The sequence below is a fragment of the Tsukamurella sp. NPDC003166 genome (assembly GCF_040611135.1).
GTDB lineage: Bacteria > Actinomycetota > Actinomycetes > Mycobacteriales > Mycobacteriaceae > Tsukamurella.
The window spans coordinates 182,114-199,986 of record NZ_JBEXNL010000003.1 but is presented as its reverse complement, the minus strand read 5'-3'; the positions used below and the strand labels follow the sequence as shown (position 1 = coordinate 199,986).

Below are 17,873 nucleotides of genomic sequence, written 5' to 3'. Positions count from 1 at the left end.
CATGCGTACCGCCAAGAACCCCGGAACTCTGCTGCTGATCTTCGTCGTCCTCGTGGCCGTCGGCGCGGCGTTCACCGTGCGCGCGCTCACCCGGCCCGCGCAGGCAGCCCAATCGCCGTACACCGCACTGTTCACCAACGCGTCGGGCCTGCGCCCCGGCGACGACGTCCGGCTGCTCGGCGTGCAGGTGGGCAAGGTCGAGGAGGTCGCGCTCGACCAGGACGACACGGCGCGCGGCACGCTCGCGCGGGTCGCGTTCACGGTCGACCGGGCCCAGCGCCTCACGACGGCCACGACGCTCTCCATCCGGTTCCAGAACCTCACGGGGCTGCGGTATCTCGACCTCTCGCCGAGCGATGCGGCCGCCGCGGCGATCGCCCCGCGGTCCACGATCGGCACGGGTCGGACGGTGCCGTCCTTCGATGTGACGACGATCTTCAACGGGCTCCAACCCGTGCTCGCCGCGATGCAGCCGGAACAGATCAACCATCTCGCCCAGTCGATCGCCGCCGTCGTCGAGGGCGACGGCTCCGGCCTCGGCCCGCTGCTCGACGCGCTGCAGACGCTCAGCCGATTCACCGACGACCGTTCAGCGCTGCTGCAGACGCTGGTGCGCAACCTCAAGACGATCAACGACAGCCTCGGCGGCAAGTCCACCGCCCTGCCGACGGTGATCGGGTACCTCCAGGGCGTGGGGGAGGTGATGCGAGGCGCCGCATCGTCGACCACGATCCTCTCCGATCAGGGGGCGGAGCTGATGACCGCCGCGGACGCGCTGCTGCGCGGCGCCGGCCTGCAGCCCGCCGGCACCTCCCTCATCGAGCTGGCGCGGCCCGAGTTGCCGCGCCTGCAGAGCCTCGTGGACCTCGCGGCGCTCCTGCCCGGCCTGTTCGCGAACCTGACCCAGCAGCGGATTCCCGCCGCCGGCGGCGACACCGGCTGCAGCCGCGGCGAAGCGCAACTGCCGGCGGGCGTCCAGGTGTTCCTCCGCGGATCGAAGGTGACCCTGTGTCGGCGCTGACCCTCCCCATGACCCTGCTCCGCGACGGCTACCGCGTGGCCCTGAACCTCGCGTCCGGCCTCGAGGAGGCGTGGGCGCTACCCAGTTCGCGGGCGCGCCAGCTCTTCTTCGGTGCGCTCGGGGTCGGGCTCACGCTGGTGGTGATGATCGCCAGCTCGGTCCTGGCGGTCCGCCCCGTCGGCACCACCACCTACTCCGCGGACTTCCCCGAGGCGGGGATGGTCCGCGCGGGCGACGACGTCCGCGTCGCCGGAATCTCGGTCGGCTCCGTCGCCCGCGTCGAGCTGGCGGGCGATCACGTCTCCGTCGGACTGCGGATCAAGAACAAGGTGCACATCGGCGACCAGTCCCGGATCGCCGTGAAGATGCTCACGGGCGTCGGCGGCTACTTCGTCGACATCGATTCGATCGGTGCGAAATCCCTGGGTTCGTCGGTGATTCCGGCCGGGCGGGTCACGATCCCGTACAGCCTCGTCGAGACCTTCCAGCAGGCCGAACCGAAGATCCGGGCGATCGACCCGGCACCGCTGCGCGAGTCCCTCGCACAGATCCAGCGCGCGACGAGCGGGCGGCCCGGGCAGCTGAAAGAACTGCTGTCGACGCTCGACGGCGTCGTGAAGAGCATCTCGACGCAGAAGGAGGAGGTCGGCGGCTTCGTCCAGACCCTCTCCGAGTACAGCACCGCCATCAACCGCAACGGTGACGCGCTCACCCAGGTGATGCGCGACATGAACATCTACTTCTCAACCGCGCGCCTCAACGTGGCCGGGTACAAGCGCTTCATGAGCGCCTTCGACTCGGTCCTCCAGCGGATCATCCCGGCGGCGAACTTCTACCAGAACGACCTCGCGTCGATGGAGTCCCAGTTCAACCTCATGTCCGGCCAGATCGGTGGGCTGCTCGCCAAGTACCAGACGATGATCGACGACGCGATGAACCTGTTGCGGCGCCTCCAGTCGTCGGTCAAGCCCGACGGGACGATCGTCCTCGACGGTTCCGTGCCCACGATCTCGTCCCAGTACTGCATCCCACTGGAAGGAGCTCCCTGCTGATGCTCGCCAGGATCCTGGGTTCGACATGGCTCGTCACCGCGATCGCGATCGCCACGATCGGCGCGCTGATCGCCGGTGCGCTGTACGTCGCGAGCACGCCGGGCAAGCCGCAGGCCCGCTACTGCGCCCTCATGCCGGACGCGATCGGGCTCTACGTCGGCAACCCCGTCACCCGGCTCGGCGTGCCGATCGGCAAGGTCACCGCGATCCGACCCGAGAACGCCGCCGCGCGCGTCGAGTTCGACATCGACGACGATCAGGCCGTCACCGCCGACGACGGCGCGGTCACCGTGTCCGCCTCCCTCATCGCCTCACGCCAGCTCGCGCTGGTCGACGGTGCCGGCAAGGCCCCTGCGCTGCGCTCCGGCTCGTGCCTGACGAAGACGAAGACACCGCAGTCCCTGAGCCGCAGTCTGAGCTCACTCGGCGACGCGGCGACGCGGCTCACCACGGGCGGCGGACCCGAACAGGCCAAGCAGGTGGAGGATTCGATCAAATCCCTCGCCGCCGCCACGGACGGCACCGGTCCGGACATCAACGGTGTCATCGGCAGCCTCGCGGCGCTGCTCGACGACCCGGGTCCCGGCATCGGCGACGTGGGGCAGACGGTCGACGCCCTCTCCTCCCTCACGCGAGGCATGACCTCCAACTGGACCCCGCTCAAGCAACTCCTGCTGACGACGCCCAACGGCCTCGCCGATGTCATCGTGCCGACGGCCCGCACCACCGAGACGCTGGCCGTCGCCCTGATCCCGCTCGGGAAGATGCTGCGCGACCTGATCTCCCACTACGGCCACAACTTGTGGCCGATCCTCGACACGGTGATCCCCGCATCGCGCCTGGTGAGCGCCGGCGTGAAGAACTGGGGCGACCTACTGGGCTTCCTTCCGCCGCTGATCGACGCCTTCAACGTGTCCTTCGATCAGCGCACCCTCGGCCTGAAGGTGGTGTACGCGCCGCCGTCGACGAAGATGGTCGCCCGCAATCCCGAACTGACGTGCGCGAACATCAACCGGCTGGCGCCGGGACAGTGCCGGGTCACCGATCCCGGGCACATCGAGGTCGACCTCATCTCCGCCATCCTCCGAGGGACGGGAGCCGCACGATGAACCGACCGACCCTGCGCCGCAGGATCATCCGCGTCCTGCTGCTCCTCGTCGTGCTCGGCCTCGGCACCGTCGGCGTGCTTCGCGCGAGTCCCGCGACCCTGCCCACCCCGTCCACCTGGTCGTCGGGATGGCCCCTGCGGGTGGAGTTCTCGAACGCCCTCAACCTCCCCGACCAGGCGCAGGTGCGATTCAATGGCCGATCCATCGGGACGATGAAGTCCGTCCGCCTCGTCGGCGACCGCGCCGTCGCGACCCTGACGATCACGCAGCCCGCCACGATCCCCGCCGACAGCACCGCCGAACTCCGCCAGGACACGCTGCTCGGCGACGTGTACATCGCCCTCGCATCGTCCCCCTCCTCCAAGGCGCACGCACTGCGCGCGGGCGGGCTCATCCCGCTCGCACAGAGCCGGCCCCCGGACCACATCGAGGACCTCATGACGAGCCTGTCCGGCTTCCTCGGGAGCGGCGGAGTCGCTCAGCTCGGCAACACCGTCCAGCGGATCGACGGTGCCTTCCCGGACGATCCGGCGCGCACCCGCAAGATCACCGACAATCTCGCCACGACGGTGCGGGCGTGGGCCGACGACACCCGCTCCCTCGACGCCGCGCTGCGGTCCGTGGTGGGCGTCACGGGCACCGTCGCCGCCGAGCACCAGAGGCTGAGCGACTACCTGTCCCCGACCGGGCTCACCCGGTGGGCCACGATCGCCGAGACCGCCCGCGTCACCGAGGTGTTCGCGTCGCTCGCGCCCCTCCTGCGGAACACCGCCCCGCTGGTACCCGGCGTCCGCGACCTGGCCGCGCTGTTCACCCAGGTGGTCGGGCCACTGCTCCTACTGGATCGACCCGTCGGCGGGACTCGGCCCGACAACCTGATCAACCTGCGGAACCTCTTCCGCGACACGATCATCCCGTGGGTCGAGCACGGTCCCAAGATCAACGTGGCGAGGGTGTCGGACGGGCCCGCCGTCCCCACCGCGGAGAAGGCCGAGCAGGCCGTCCGGGCCATGCGGATGATCGGAGCGGTCCGATGAGGAAGGAACTGGTGGCGAACGCGATCACGTTCACGGCTGTGCTCGTGGTCGGGCTCTTCATCCTGCTGTACGGCTACATGGGGATCCGGCCCGGCGCGCACTACACGACGCTGTCGCTCAAGCTCGCGCACACCGGGCAGCTGACCACCGGCTCGCCGATCCTCCTGCGCGGCGTACGGATCGGCGACGTCACCTCCGTCGAGCCGTCGACGGAGGGCGTCCGGATCGGCCTGCGCTACCCGTCGGAGTACCGGATCCCCGTGGACTCCGCGCTGTCGATCGAGCAGCTCAGTGCGTTGAGCGAGCCCTACGTCGAGATCGCGCCCCGTTCCTCGGGCGGTGCCGTGTTCTCCTCGGGGAGCGTCGTTCCCGCGACCGCGGTCTCGCAGTCCCGATCGGTGAGCGAGGTCTTCCAGGCTCTCGCCGCGCTGAACCGCACCGCGGACACGGGCGCCCTCGGCACGATCGTGCAGACCGCCTGGCAGGCCACCTCGGGGCGCGACGACCAGTTGGCGACGCTGAGCAGGGCGGGTCAGTTGCTCAGCTCGACGGTGCTGACCCGCATGCCCGCCATCCGCACGATGTTCTCCGACACCCAGATCTACTCCGCAGACCTCGGCTGGACGCCCGATGCGATACGCCGCCTCGGCGTCGAATTCGACAACACCACGGGCGTGGTGCGCAGCGCGGTCGAAGCCGTGCAGAAGATGGTGATGACGCTCGACGCCCCGGACCCCTTCCTGAACACCATCGATCCGTTCTTCAAACGCCTGAAACCGTACCTCGACGAGCTCCTACCGGCACTGGCCACGACCGGTGGGCCGTTCATCTCCATCTTCTCCGCCCTCAACCGCACCGTCCCCCAGATCGACCTCAGCACCATGCTGTCGAACGCACTGCGGGTCGCCGGTACGGACGGCGCCGCGCGCGTCACCCTGACCATCCCCCGCCCGTGACGGGCCCCACCGAGAGGTAGCCATGCCGCAGGAGCACGACGACATTCACGACGAACCGGAGACCGAGGCCGACGAGAAGCGGACCGTCCTCACCGAGAACCGCCGCGCGCCCCGCACCGCAGCGGCGGACGGGAAGAGCACCGGGGCCTCGTCCCGCACGGGCGCGCCGGACGCCCGCGCTCGACGGGGTCCGGCCGGCACCGTCAGGACCGTGCTCACGACGGTGGTGGTCATCGCGCTGATCGTCGTGTCGGTCCTGCTGGTCCTGCAGACCCGCACCCTGGGCTCCGAGCGGGACGCCGCCGCCGACCGCGCCCGCGCCGAGCAGATCGCCTCGGACTACGCGGTCAAGGCGGCGACCATGGACTACCGCGACCTCACGCCGTGGCTCAACGGTGTGAAGGAGGGGACGACGCCCGAGCTGTCGAAGAAGTTCGACGCGATCGTCGACCTCATGCGCGAGGTGCTCACGCCCCTGCGCCTGACCTCCACCGGCAAGGCCTCGTTCGCGAAGACCACGTCCGAGGTGAACGGCATCTACCAGGTCAAGGTCGCCGTCGACGTGTCCTCGCAGAACGTGCAGGCTCCGCAGGGAACGGTCACCACGAGCACCTACTCGGTCACGCTCGACCGGAACCGGTCCTGGGTGATCACCGAAGCCGGCGACCCCGCCAACCCGTCGGCCGTGCTCAGCGGGATCGGCGGCACCTCGCCGTCGAGCTCGGCGGCACCGTCGGCCGCCCCGTCCGTTCCCGCGGCGCCGGCACCGTCGGGCACCCCCAACTGACCCGAAGGACGAGAGATGTTGCAACGCTTCCTCGACTACGAGATGAAGGTCTCCGAGTTCATCGGCTTCCTCATCCTGATCGGCATCCCGTACGGGTTGATCGGCCTGGTGTGGTCGCTCACGCACATGGACCATCTGGGGAACCTCAGTGGCCTGGACCGGATCGTCTCCTTCCTCGGGGCGATCGTCTGCTGGCCCGTTCTGCTGTTCGCGAATGTGACGATGCGGTGATGGCGCTCGTGTGGATCATCGACGTGGTGGTCCAGTACGTGAAGATCCTCGGCGGTCGCCAACCGGTGCCCGCCGTGGTCCGGCTGGCCGCGTGGCTGTTCCTCATCTCCCTGGTGATCGCCGGAATCGCACTCGTGGCAACGGGGCTCGTGCTTCTCGACGACTACCTCGCCACCCTCCCCCCGACCCGCTAGGAGCCCGCGATGGTCCTCACCGTCGAACAGACCCGCATCCCCGTCACGGGCGTCCACCGCCGGTACACCAAGCGCCCCCTCGCCGTGACGGACGCGCTCGACTTCTGGTCGTTCGCCGGAGCCGCCGCCAATGTCGCCATGCAGATGATGAACCCCGGTGTGGGACACGGGGTCGTGGAGTCGAAGGTGGACAGCGGCGCGCTGATGAAGCGTCCCTGGAAGCGAGCACGCACCACCACGCAGTACCTGGCCGTCGCGATCCTGGGGAACGAGAAGGAGATCGACGCGTTCCGGGAGGCGGTGAACGTCGCGCACCGCCAGGTGCATTCGGCGCCGGGCGCGGCCGTCAAGTACAACGCCTTCGACCGGAACCTGCAGCTGTGGGTGGCCGCGTGCCTGTTCATCGGCTTCGAGGACTCCTACCAGTTGCTGCACGGCAGGCTGTCCGACGAGCACGCCGAGAGCTTCTACCAGTCGGCCGCCGTCCTCGCGACCTCGCTGCAAGTGCCGCGCGACATGTGGCCGGCCACCCGAGGCGACTTCGATGACTACTGGGTGCGCGCCTGCGCCGAGACCCGGCTCGACGAGCCCGTCGCCGCCTATGTCGACGACCTGCTGCACCTGCGCATGATCAACCTCCCGATGCGGCTGGTGTTCGGCTCCTTGCTGCGGTTCCTGACCATCGGCTTCCTCGCGCCTCATTTCCGCGAGCAGATGGGCGTGAACTGGACCGCGGCCGAGCAGCGTCGGTTCGAGAACCTCTTCGTCTTCGTGGGTTTCGTCAACCGGTTCATCCCGCGGTTCCTGCGGTTCGGCGGCAGCTACTCCCTGATGATGGACCTGCGGCACCGGATCAGCGCCGGCAAGCCGATCATCTGATCCGTCGATCCCCACCATCGGCGGGGATCGACGGGCATCTCAGTGGGCGAACAGCACCGCGCAGACCATCGCGTACACCTCGGCCTGGAAGGCCGGATCCTGGTCGAAGCGGCGGGTGCGCCCCACGTCGAAGACCACGGCGAAGGCCGCGTGTACGAGGAAGGTGGCCTCGGCCGCGCTGAGATCCGGCCGGACGGCCACCACCGCATCGGCGAAGGCCGCGATGTTGGCGCGCTGCACGCTCGCGAGACGACTCCGGTCGGCATCGGGGACGTTGCCGATCTCACGGAAGTAGACGGTCATGACCTTCGAGGTGCCGAAGGACAGCTGCACGTACGCCTCGGCGAGCGCCGCCAGCCGCGCGCGCGGCTCGTCGACCCGGGCGACCACCTCGTCGATGACCCTGACGGTGGCCTCACCCGCGCGCTCCAGCGCGCTCACGAGAATGCCCGCCTTATTGGGGAAGTACCGGTACATACCGGACGGGACGATGCCGGCCGCGGCACCGATCTGGCCCATGCTGACGTTGTGGAAACCGTGCTCGAAGATCTGCTCGATCGCCACGTCGAGCACCTGCCCCTGCCGACCGGAATCGGGTTGCGGTTCGGGTTCGGGCGCGAGCACGTACGGCACGGGCGGGTCCGGCAGGGCGACGACGGCTCGCCCGGCGGCGGCGAGCACCGCCTCCGCGCGCTTCTGCGCGAGGACCGTGCGGTGCGCGGTCACGCTGCCCGTCACGCTGATCGCGCCCACGCACCGCAGCTCGACGTCGCGGCGCGGCGTGCCGGGGAGACCCGCCTCCGCCGCATCCGCGAAGGTCCCGATCATGCCGGTCAACTGGTGCCGGATCCGCGCCCGATCACCGCCCTCGAGAAGCCGCTGCTCCCAGCGGAACAGGCCGCCCGTGTTGCGCCGCTCGAAGGACACGCCCAGCGCAGCGTCGAGGATCGCCTGGACCCGTACCTCGGGCGGCTCGCCCGCCGTCTTCTCCGCCGCATCCGCGACGGCCGTGGTCAACGCGTCCGACGCGGAGGTGATCGCGTGCTCGAGCAGGGCGTACTTGTTGGGGAAGTGGCGGTAGACCGCGGGGCCGCTGATGTCGAGCGACGCGGCGATCTGCTCGATGCCGACGCCGTGATAGCCCCGCCGCGAGAAGTCCTCCGCAGCGACCCGCGCGATCTGTTCGCGCCGATCCTTGGGGCGCTTCCGTTTCGCCTGCGTCACCTGCCACTCCTCCTTGCTCCGCTTCGAGCGTACTCGGTGACGAACGCCCGCTCGCGGTGTACCGTCGAGCCTACTAAGTAAATGAACATTCACACACCGTTTCGGTATGGAACCTCCCGGAGGAACCCGGCATGACCACCACTGCACCCCTCGCCCCGGCGTCCGTCCCGGCGGAGGTCGGACGCACCGTCGACCCCGTCGCGACCGGACACCGGATCGCCCTCGCGGTCCCCGAGCGACGCGCGGACGTGCTCACCGTCCTGGCCGACTCCATGGACGCGCCCTCGGCCGCCGCGGGGCCCGCGAACGTCGTGATGCAGCTGCTCAACCCTCCCGTGGCCTACGGCGTGATGGAGTCGCGAGTGGAATCCGGTGCGCTGTACAAGCATCCGATCAAACGCAGCCGCACCACCTTCACCTACCTCGCCGTCGCGATCCTCGGGAACGCGAGCGACCGGGTCCGGTATCGCACGGCGGTCGACGGTGCCCACCGTCAGGTGCAGCCCACCGCCGACAGCCCGGTCAAGTACAACGGCATGGACCGCAACCTGCAGCTGTGGGTGGCGATGTGCCTGTACGTGGGGTTCGAGGACACGCACCAGCTGCTGCGCGGGCGGATGAGCCGCGAGCAGCGCGCCCTGTTCTACCGCGACTCCGCGCCGCTCGGCACCACACTGCAGGTGCACCCGGACATGTGGCCCGCCACCCCCGAGGACTTCGATGCGCTGTGGATCGAGCTGTGCGAGCAGAAGATCCGGCCCACCACCGAGACGCGCGATTACCTGCGCCAGCTCGTCGACCTCACCTTCGTCGGCGCGGTGCCCGGCCCGCTCAAGGGCTTCTCCCGGTTCCAGACGGCGGGCTTCCTCGCGCCGCGGTTCCGCGAGGCGATGCAGATCGAGTGGACCGCCGCCGATCAGCGTCGCTTCGACCTGTTCTGGCGCGTGCTCGCCGGCGTGAACCGGCTCGTCCCGCTCGCGCTGCGGCGCCTGCCCTACCGCCTGCTCCTCGCGGACATGCGACTGCGCGCGAAGCTCCGCCGCCCCCTCATCTGACCACCCGCGCCGGCCGGTCCGGGCGCCGGCCTGTGTGGGATCGACCCGCTGAGCGGGGTCGATCCCACACAGGACGCGGACGCGTCAGCCGAACTGCCGGCGCAGGACCGGCTTGGTGATCTTGCCGGCGGGGTTGCGGGGCAGCTCGGGCACCACCACCAGATCACGCGGGTGCTTGTAGCGGGCGATGTGGTCGTTCAGGAACTCCGAGAGCGACTCCACGGACAGCTCCTCGCCGTCGCGCACACTCACGACGGCGACCACGGCCTCACCCCACTTCTCATCCGGCCTGCCGATGACGGCCACCTCGACGACGGCCGGGTGAGCCGCGACGGCGTTCTCGACCTCCACCGAGTAGATGTTCTCGCCGCCCGAGATGATCATGTCCTTCGCACGATCGGTGATGTAGACGAAGCCCTCGTCGTCCATCCGCACCAGGTCGCCCGAGTGGAACCAGCCACCGTCGAAGGCCGCCCGCGTGGCCTCGACGTTGTTCCAGTACCCGGCCATCATGTTGGGTCCGCGGTAGACGATCTCGCCGACCTCGCCGCGCGGCACGTCCTCGCCCTCGGGATCGACGACGCGGGCGGCCACGGTACGCACCACCTTTCCGACGGAGCCGAGCTTGCGGAGCGTGTCCTCTCCCGCGAGGGCGCAGGTGACGGGCGACATCTCGGTCTGGCCGAAGACGGCACAGATGGTGGCGTCCGGGAACGTCTCGACCAGGGCGCGCAGCAGCGTCTCGCTGGCGGGCGCGGCGCCCCACCAGACGTACTTGAGCTTCAGGTCGCGCGGGCGGGCCTGCTGCTCCGCCACCGCGAGCTGCCACTGCACCGGCACCATGAACATCGTCGTGATCCCCTCGCGCTCGAGGACGTCCAGCGTGTGCGCGGGATCGAACGCGCCCAGCGGGAAGATCACCGACGTGGTCCCGGCGATGAACGCGGTCGCCAGCACGCCGAAGCCCGCGATGTGGAACAGCGGCACCGCGACGGCCCCGACGGCCTCGCTGTCCACCGATCCGGGCGCGATGAGATTGTTGAAGCCCTGCGCCGTCATGTTCACGTGGGTGAGCACCGCGCCCTTCGGGCGGCCCGTGGTACCCGAGGTGTACATGATGAGGGCGGGGGAATCCTCCGGCACGTCGACGACGGGAGCCGGGCGCCCCTCCGCGACGAGGTCCTCGTAGGCCAGGGCGCCGGCGGCCTCGTCGGCACCGTCGAATCGGATGCGCAGGCCGAACTCCGCGCCCGCGGCGGACGCGGCCGCCACCAGCGGGTCGAACGGGGCCTCGTAGACGATGGCGCTGCAGCCCGTGTCCTGCGCCAGGTACGCCACCTCGGGCGGGGCCATCCGGAAGTTGACGGGCACGGCGATGCCACCCAGGGCCGTCACGGCGAGGACGGCCTCGACGTACTCGAGCCGGTTGAGGCCGAGCACGAGCACCCGGTCGCCGAACGAGACGCCGCGCTCGGCGAGCGCGCCGGCGACGGCGCTCACCCGGTCCGCGAGCCGCCCCCACGTGAGCGTGTTGTCCAGGTACTTCAGGGCCGGTTGATCGCCGCGCATGACGGCGTGATTGCGGACCTGGTTGTTCCAGGTGTTGCGCTGTGAGCTGCGGGGCTCCTCCGTGCGCGGGAACCAGGCGATGTTCTCAAGAGCGGTCATGTATGGGATTGTGTTCTAGAACATGTTCGACGGGGAGCCGAATCGCACAAAGTTAAAGAATAGTGATTCACTTGTGACCTACCCGACGACAGTCACCCATGGAAGGAACACCGTGCCCGAAGCATTCATCTACGAGGCCATCCGCACTCCGCGCGGTAAGCAGCGCGGCGGCGCGCTGCACGCCACCAAGCCCCTGGACCTGGTCGTCGGCCTGATCGACGAGCTCAAGGACCGCTACCCCACGATGGATCCGTCCGCGATCGACGACATCGTGCTCGGCGTGGTCTCCCCCGTGGGCGAGCAGGGCGGCGACATCGCCCGCACCGCCGCCACCGTCGCGGGCCTGCCCGAGACCGTGGCGGGCGTGCAGATCAACCGGTTCTGCGCCTCGGGCCTGGAGGCCACCAACATGGCGGCGCAGAAGGTCGCCGCCGGGCTGGGCGACGACCTGGTGCTCGCGGGCGGCGTCGAGTCGATGTCGCGCGTGCCGCTGGGCTCCGACGGCGGCGCGATGCACCAGGACGTGACGACCAACTACGACACCTACTTCGTGCCGCAGGGCATCGGGGCCGACCTGATCGCGTCGATCGACGGCTACACCCGCGAGGACGTGGACACCTACGCCGCGCAGTCGCAGGCCAACGCCGCAGCCGCGTGGGACAACGGCTGGTTCGCCAAGTCGGTCGTTCCCGTCAAGGACATGAACGGCCTGACGGTGCTCGACAACGACGAGCACCGTCGCCCCGGCACCACCGTCGAGGGCCTCGGCAAGCTCCGCCCCGCCTTCGACGGCATCGGCGAGATGGGCGGCTTCGATGCCGTCGCGCTGCAGAAGTACTACACCGTCCCGAAGATCAATCACGTCCACACGGGCGGCAACAGCTCGGGCATCGTCGACGGTGCCGCCCTGCTGCTGATCGGCAACGAGGCGGGCGGCACGAAGGCCGGCCTGACCCCGCGGGGCCGCATCGTGGCCACGGCCGTGACCGGTTCGGAGCCCACCATCATGCTCACCGGCCCCACGCCGGCCACCGAGAAGGTCCTCGCGAAGGCTGGCCTGTCGAAGGAGCAGATCGACCACTGGGAGCTCAACGAGGCCTTCGCGTCCGTCGTGCTGCGGTGGATGAAGGACATGAAGCTCGAGCGCGAGCAGGTGAACCCGCTCGGCGGCGCCATCGCGCTGGGCCACCCCCTCGGCGCGACCGGCGCGATGCTGGTCTCGACGGTGCTCGACAACCTCGAGCGCACCGGCGGCCGCTACGGCCTGATGACCCTGTGCGTCGGCGGCGGCATGGGCATCGCCACCATCATCGAGCGCCTCTGACCGGCCGGAAAGACTACGGAGACAACAATAGACATGGCTGAGAACATGATCCGCTGGGAGCAGGACGCCGACGGCATCGTCACCCTGACGATGGACGACCCCACCAGCTCCGCGAACACCATGAACGACCTGTACCGCGAGTCGATGGGCGCCACCATCGACCGCCTGGAGGCCGAGAAGGACTCCATCACCGGCGTCGTGCTGACCTCCGCGAAGAAGACCTTCTTCGCCGGCGGCAACCTGGGCCTGATCCGCCAGGCCACCAAGGCCGACGCGCAGCAACTCACCGACAACGTCGAGTCGATGAAGGCGCAGCTGCGCCGCCTCGAGACCCTCGGCAAGCCGGTGGTCGCCGCGATCAACGGCGCCGCCCTCGGCGGCGGCCTGGAGATCGCGCTGGCCACGCACCACCGCATCGCCGCCGACGCGCGCGGCTCGCAGATCGGCCTGCCCGAGGTCACCCTCGGCCTGCTCCCGGGCGGCGGCGGCATCGTCCGTACCGTACGGCTGCTCGGCCTGCAGGGTGCCCTGATGGGCGTGCTGCTGCAGGGCCCGCGGATGAAGCCGGCCAAGGCCCAGCAGGTCGGCCTCGTGCACGAGGTCGTGGGCACCGTCGAGGAGCTCATCCCCGCCGCGAAGGCGTGGATCAAGGCCAATCCCGAGGGCGGCGTGCAGCCCTGGGACGTCAAGGGCTACAAGATCCCCGGCGGGTCACCGTCCTCGCCCGCGATCGCGGCGAACATCCCGGCGTTCCCCGCGAACCTGCGCAAGCAGCTCAAGGGCGCCCCGATGCCCGCGCCGCGCGCCATCATGGCCGCCGCGGTCGAGGGCGCGATGGTCGACTTCGACACCGCTTCGGTGATCGAGGGCCGCTACTTCGTCTCGCTGGCCACCGGCCAGGTCTCGAAGAACATGATCAAGGCGTTCTTCTTCGACCTGCAGCACATCAACGGCGGCGGCTCGCGACCGGAGGGCTACGACAAGTACCAGGCCAAGAAGGTCGGCGTCATCGGCGCCGGCATGATGGGTGCGGCCATCGCGTACGTCTCCGCCAAGGCCGGCATCGAGGTCGTGCTCAAGGACATCGACCTGGACGCCGCCAAGCGCGGCAAGGCCTACTCCGAGAAGCTCGAGGAGAAGGCACTCGCCAAGGGCCGCACCACCGCCGAGAAGTCGGCGGAGCTGCTCGCGCGGATCACGCCCACCGTCGACGCCGCCGATTTCGCCGGCGTGGACCTGGTGATCGAGGCCGCCTTCGAGTCGGTCGAGGTCAAGCACAAGGTGTTCCAGGAGATCGAGGACATCGTGGAGCCGGACGCAATCCTGGGCTCCAACACCTCGACCCTGCCGATCACCATCCTCGCCGAGGGCGTCAAGCGGTCCGAGGACTTCATCGGCATCCACTTCTTCTCCCCCGTCGACAAGATGCCGCTGGTCGAGATCATCCGCGGCGCCAAGACCTCGGACGCGGTGCTGGCGAAGGTGATCGACTACACCCTGCAGATCAAGAAGACCCCGATCGTGGTCAACGACTCGCGCGGCTTCTTCACCTCGCGGGTCATCGGCACGTTCGTCAACGAGGCCATCGCGGCCGTCGGCGAGGGCGTGAACCCGGTGCTCATCGAGCAGGCGGGCCAGCAGGCCGGCTACCCGGCCGCGCCGCTGCAGCTGATGGACGAGCTGACGCTCACGCTGCCGCAGAAGATCCGCAAGGAGACCCGTGCGGCCGCCGAGGCCGCCGGCAAGCCGCTGCCCGTGCACGGCAGCGACGCCGTGGTCGACGCGATGGTCGACGCGGGCCGCACCGGTCGCAAGGACGGCGCCGGCTTCTACGACTACGTGGACGGCAAGCGCACCGGCCTGTGGCCGGGCCTGAAGAATCTCCTGCCCGCGGGCCAGGACATCCCGTTGCAGGACATGATCGACCGGATGCTGTTCGCCGAGTCGCTCGAGACCGTGCGCTGCTTCGACGAGGGCGTCATGGACTCCGTCGCCGATGCCAACATCGGCTCGATCTTCGGTATCGGCTTCCCGGCCTGGACCGGCGGCGTGCTGCAGTTCATCAACGGCTACGAGGGCGCTGACGGAACCGTGGGCCCCAAGGCCTTCGTCGCTCGCGCGCGGGAGCTGACCAAGTACGGCGAGCAGTTCACCCCGCCCGCCTCCCTGGTCGCCAAGGCCGAGGCCGGCGAGACCTACGAGTAGGACTCACTGAGCCGCAACGCTATTGAGAGGTCCGGTACCGCCACTGGTGGTACCGGACCTCTTGTTTCCCGGTTCGACGGTGCGCCGCGGGTCTCCGGGAAATCGTCCGAACGGATGATGGCCATCACCCCGTTCGCCGAATACGCTCCGCGCATGCGCTTCAACCCGCCGCCGAACTGGCCGCCCGTCCCCGCAGGATGGGAACCGGCTCCCGGGTGGCAGCCCGACCCGGAATGGCCGCCGGTCCCGCAGGACTGGCCGCTGTGGATCGACGACCACCTTTCCCATCCGGCCTCGTCACCCCGGAGCCGTCTCCGAGCGGTCTCGATCGTCGCGGTGGTCGTTGTGGTGATGGCCGCCGCGGTGGCCTGGTTCGCGGTACGCGCCACGTCACCCGACACCGGCGACCATCCAGCGGTGCGCGGCACCATGACACTCACCGGAACCGTTCCCGTTGAGCTGAATCCGACGTCACTGGCACTGTCCCGAGACGGATCGCTCCTGCTCGTCGCGAACAACACCGCCGCCACGCTCTCGGTGATCGACCCGGCACGGTTGCAGTCCCTACGCACGGTGGCGGTTCCCGGCGACTACCAGTCCGACGTGGTATTCGACGATTCATCGGGTCTCGCGTATCTGCCCAGTTACGGGGGCAGCCACGTATCCGTGGTCGATCCACGCCGCGGAGCCGTGGTCGACCGGATCTCCGTGGGCGCCAAGCCCGGAGCGCTCGCCCTCTCCGCGGATGGGAAACTGCTGTTCGTTCTGGAGACCGTCGATGATCGGGTCGCGATCATCGACCTCTCCACCCGCCGGATTCTGGACCGGATCGCCATCAGTGGCAGCCCGGACACCCTTGCGCAATCACCCGACGGACGGACCCTGTACGTCCAGACCTGGGAGAGCGCCAGCACGATCGCGATCATCGACGTCCCCACGCGGCGCGTGACGCGCTCCCTCCCGGCCGGTCCCAACGCATCCGCGATCGCGATCACGCCGCGTGGCGACGAGCTCCTCGTCGCGAACGTCTACCAGAACACGGTCTCCATTATCGATCCCGACGACGGACGTATGATCACACCGATCCCGGTCCCCAAGGGACCCATCCATATAGCTGTCTCACCCGACGGCGGGACCGCGTACGTCTCAACCCAGGGGGACGCGCTCATCTCGATCGATATCGCGGCGCGCCGGATCGCCGGCACGCTCGCGGTGGACGGCGCACCGTCGGGCTTGCAAGTCTCGCCGGACGGCCGGACGCTCTACGTGACGAGATCGACCGACAAGAGCGTGGCCGTGGTGTCGCTCACCTGACGCCTCGTCAACGCAGGTGCGGCGGTACCAGGTTCGTCGTGCCCACTCCCTCAGTCGGCGAAGCGGGCCGCGCGCTTGCCGAGCATGGCGGCGACGCCCTCCTTGTGGTCGTCGGTCTGCAGGAGGACGACCTGGTCGTCGGTCTCGCGACGGAGGGCGTCGTCGAGGCCCGCGAGGGTGGAGGCGTTCATGGCGCGCTTGGTGGCGGCGATCGCCTCCCGCGGTCCGGACGCGAGCTTCGCGGCCGCGGCGGCGACGGCACCGTCGAGCTCCTCCGCCGGGCGGACCGCCGTGACCATGCCGGCGGCGAGGGCCTCTGGCCCGTAGACGCGTTCGCCGAGCAGGGCCATGCCCATAGCCCGGGTACGGCCGATGGCGGCCGGGACGAGGGCGGTGGTGCCCGCGTCGGGCACCAGGCCGATGCCGACGAAGGGCAACAGGAAGTAGGCGGTGTCGGCGACGAAGGTAAGGTCGGCGGCCAGCGCCAAGCCGACCGCCATTCCCGCGCACGGACCGTTCACCTTGGCGATCACCGGGATCGACGCCGCGACGATCGCGCGGACGTACGCGTTCACCGCGTCGAGCGCCTCCTGTGGCTCCGCCGCCTCCCCCGCCAGGTCGGCGCCCGTACAGAAGGCCTTGCCCTCGCCGGTGATGATCACGACGCGGATCCCGGGGTCCGCGTCCGCTTCGGAGATGAAGCGGGCGAGGTCCCACGCCGCGCGAACGCCGAAGGCGTTCATCCGCTGCGGGCGGGCGATGGTGATCGTCAGGACGCCGGATTCGACGGTGCGCAGGAAGTCCTCGCTCATGCCACCGACTCTTCCACCCGTACCAGCGGCGCGAGGCGCCGTTCGACGATGGACGCGCCCTCGGTGATCATCCGCTCGATGAGCGCAGCCACCGTCGGGACGTCGCGGATCAGGCCCTGGCACAGGCCGACGCTCCAGATGCCGGCCTCGACGTCGCCGGCCTCGAAGACCGTGCGGCCCCGGGCGCCCGCGACGAGGTGCCGGATGTCCTCGAACTCGCAGCCCGCCGCCTCGGTCTCGACCACCTCGATGGACACCGAGTTCTTCGCCACACGCGCGGTGTTGCCCAGGGTGCGGAAAATGAGTTTCGTGTCCAGCTCGGAGTTCTCGACGATCTGCTGCTTCACCTCGGGCGCGATCGGGGACTCGACCGTGCAGAGGAAGCGGCTGCCCATGTTGATGCCGTCCGCGCCCAGCGCGATCGCGGCGACGAGCCCGCGGGCGTCCGCGATACCGCCCGACGCCAGGATCGGGATGTCGAGCGCGTCCGCGGCGGCGGGGATCAGCACGAGGCCGGGGATGTCGTCCTCGCCCGGGTGGCCGGCGCACTCGAAGCCGTCGATCGACACCGCGTCCACGCCGATGGCCTGCGCCTTGAGCGCGTGCCGGACGCTGGTGCACTTGTGGATCACCTTGACGCCGTGGTCCTTCAGGTACGGCAGGAACTTCGCAGGGTTCGACCCCGCGGTCTCGATGATCCGCACTCCCGATTCCACTGCTGCCCGCAGATACTCCTCGTAGGGCGGCGGGTCGATCGTCGGGAGCACGGTGAGGTTCACGCCGAACGGGTTCGACGTCAGGTCACGCGCCCGCGCGATCTCCTCGCGGAGCGCCTGCGGCGTGGGTTGCGTGAGGGCGGTGATGATGCCGAGCCCGCCGGCCTCGGACACCGCGGCGGCGAGGCCGGCGCGCCCCACCCACATCATGCCGCCCTGGACGATCGGGTACCGGACGCCGAACTGCTCGGTGAAGCGCGTTGAGAACATGCCCGAAAGCTAGCACAGA

17 protein-coding genes are annotated in these 17,873 nt (G+C 69.5%); 13 read left to right on the top strand and 4 right to left on the bottom strand.

Going from position 1 to position 17,873, the window contains the following annotated elements; genetic code table 11:
* Position 1: 1 nt before the first annotated feature.
* From ABZX10_RS05135 to ABZX10_RS05095, 9 genes are read left to right on the top strand one after another with little or no spacing between them, the layout of a single operon-like run.
* The gene (locus ABZX10_RS05135) at positions 2 to 1,021 is read left to right on the top strand and encodes an MlaD family protein (protein ID WP_355535254.1); all 1,020 of its coding nucleotides are present in this window, start codon (positions 2 to 4) and stop codon (positions 1,019 to 1,021) included.
* The gene (locus ABZX10_RS05130) at positions 1,009 to 2,073 is read left to right on the top strand and encodes an MlaD family protein (RefSeq protein WP_355535251.1); all 1,065 of its coding nucleotides are present in this window, start codon (positions 1,009 to 1,011) and stop codon (positions 2,071 to 2,073) included. Before ABZX10_RS05135 ends, ABZX10_RS05130 begins: the two co-directional genes overlap by 13 nt.
* Positions 2,073 to 3,182: an MlaD family protein gene (locus ABZX10_RS05125; protein WP_355535248.1), complete on the top strand. Its 1,110-nt coding sequence runs from the start codon at positions 2,073 to 2,075 to the stop codon at positions 3,180 to 3,182. The genes ABZX10_RS05130 and ABZX10_RS05125 overlap by 1 nt, the downstream gene beginning before the upstream one ends.
* Positions 3,179 to 4,219, top strand: coding sequence for an MlaD family protein (locus ABZX10_RS05120; RefSeq protein WP_355535245.1), 1,041 nt, complete (start codon positions 3,179 to 3,181; stop codon positions 4,217 to 4,219). The genes ABZX10_RS05125 and ABZX10_RS05120 overlap by 4 nt, the downstream gene beginning before the upstream one ends.
* Complete coding sequence (locus tag ABZX10_RS05115; protein ID WP_355535242.1) at positions 4,216 to 5,175, top strand: MlaD family protein; 960 nt, start codon at positions 4,216 to 4,218, stop codon at positions 5,173 to 5,175. Before ABZX10_RS05120 ends, ABZX10_RS05115 begins: the two co-directional genes overlap by 4 nt.
* 22 nt (positions 5,176 to 5,197) lie before the next feature.
* Positions 5,198 to 5,962, top strand: coding sequence for a hypothetical protein (locus ABZX10_RS05110; protein WP_355535239.1), 765 nt, complete (start codon positions 5,198 to 5,200; stop codon positions 5,960 to 5,962).
* A 15-nt stretch (positions 5,963 to 5,977) separates the two neighbouring features.
* Complete coding sequence (locus ABZX10_RS05105; protein WP_355535236.1) at positions 5,978 to 6,193, top strand: hypothetical protein; 216 nt, start codon at positions 5,978 to 5,980, stop codon at positions 6,191 to 6,193.
* The gene (locus ABZX10_RS05100; RefSeq protein WP_355535233.1) at positions 6,193 to 6,387 is read left to right on the top strand and encodes a hypothetical protein; all 195 of its coding nucleotides are present in this window, start codon (positions 6,193 to 6,195) and stop codon (positions 6,385 to 6,387) included. The genes ABZX10_RS05105 and ABZX10_RS05100 overlap by 1 nt, the downstream gene beginning before the upstream one ends.
* A 9-nt stretch (positions 6,388 to 6,396) precedes the next feature.
* Positions 6,397 to 7,266, top strand: a complete 870-nt coding sequence (locus ABZX10_RS05095; RefSeq protein WP_355535230.1) for an oxygenase MpaB family protein — start codon at positions 6,397 to 6,399, stop codon at positions 7,264 to 7,266.
* 39 nt (positions 7,267 to 7,305) lie between these two features.
* Here ABZX10_RS05095 and ABZX10_RS05090 read toward each other — a convergent pair whose 3' ends face one another.
* Complete coding sequence (locus ABZX10_RS05090; RefSeq protein WP_355535227.1) at positions 7,306 to 8,490, bottom strand: TetR/AcrR family transcriptional regulator; 1,185 nt, start codon at positions 8,488 to 8,490, stop codon at positions 7,306 to 7,308.
* 131 nt (positions 8,491 to 8,621) lie between these two features.
* Between ABZX10_RS05090 and ABZX10_RS05085 the strand changes: the two genes are divergently transcribed.
* On the top strand, positions 8,622 to 9,545 hold the full coding sequence (locus ABZX10_RS05085) for an oxygenase MpaB family protein (RefSeq protein WP_355535224.1): 924 nt from the start codon (positions 8,622 to 8,624) through the stop codon (positions 9,543 to 9,545).
* An 84-nt stretch (positions 9,546 to 9,629) separates the two neighbouring features.
* Here the strand turns inward: ABZX10_RS05085 and ABZX10_RS05080 are convergent, their stop codons facing one another.
* Positions 9,630 to 11,213: a long-chain-fatty-acid--CoA ligase gene (locus ABZX10_RS05080; protein WP_355535221.1), complete on the bottom strand. Its 1,584-nt coding sequence runs from the start codon at positions 11,211 to 11,213 to the stop codon at positions 9,630 to 9,632.
* Between the two features lie 112 nt (positions 11,214 to 11,325).
* Between ABZX10_RS05080 and ABZX10_RS05075 the strand changes: the two genes are divergently transcribed.
* The 3 genes from ABZX10_RS05075 to ABZX10_RS05065 all read left to right on the top strand — a co-directional run bounded on the left by ABZX10_RS05075 (position 11,326) and on the right by ABZX10_RS05065 (position 16,056).
* Positions 11,326 to 12,537: an acetyl-CoA C-acetyltransferase gene (locus ABZX10_RS05075; RefSeq protein WP_355535218.1), complete on the top strand. Its 1,212-nt coding sequence runs from the start codon at positions 11,326 to 11,328 to the stop codon at positions 12,535 to 12,537.
* A 33-nt stretch (positions 12,538 to 12,570) separates the two neighbouring features.
* Positions 12,571 to 14,742 carry a 3-hydroxyacyl-CoA dehydrogenase NAD-binding domain-containing protein gene (locus tag ABZX10_RS05070; RefSeq protein WP_355535215.1) on the top strand — a complete coding sequence of 724 codons (2,172 nt, stop codon included), beginning with the start codon at positions 12,571 to 12,573 and terminating at the stop codon, positions 14,740 to 14,742.
* A 153-nt stretch (positions 14,743 to 14,895) separates the two neighbouring features.
* Positions 14,896 to 16,056, top strand: coding sequence for a hypothetical protein (locus ABZX10_RS05065; RefSeq protein ID WP_355535212.1), 1,161 nt, complete (start codon positions 14,896 to 14,898; stop codon positions 16,054 to 16,056).
* Positions 16,057 to 16,106: 50 nt separating this feature from the next.
* Here ABZX10_RS05065 and ABZX10_RS05060 read toward each other — a convergent pair whose 3' ends face one another.
* Together ABZX10_RS05060 and ABZX10_RS05055 are read right to left on the bottom strand one after the other, a co-directional pair.
* A complete protein-coding gene (locus tag ABZX10_RS05060; RefSeq protein WP_355535209.1) occupies positions 16,107 to 16,868 on the bottom strand; it encodes an enoyl-CoA hydratase-related protein in 762 nt (253 codons plus the stop codon).
* Positions 16,865 to 17,854 carry a nitronate monooxygenase gene (locus tag ABZX10_RS05055; RefSeq protein ID WP_355535206.1) on the bottom strand — a complete coding sequence of 330 codons (990 nt, stop codon included), beginning with the start codon at positions 17,852 to 17,854 and terminating at the stop codon, positions 16,865 to 16,867. The genes ABZX10_RS05060 and ABZX10_RS05055 overlap by 4 nt, the downstream gene beginning before the upstream one ends.
* Positions 17,855 to 17,873 lie beyond the last annotated feature (19 nt).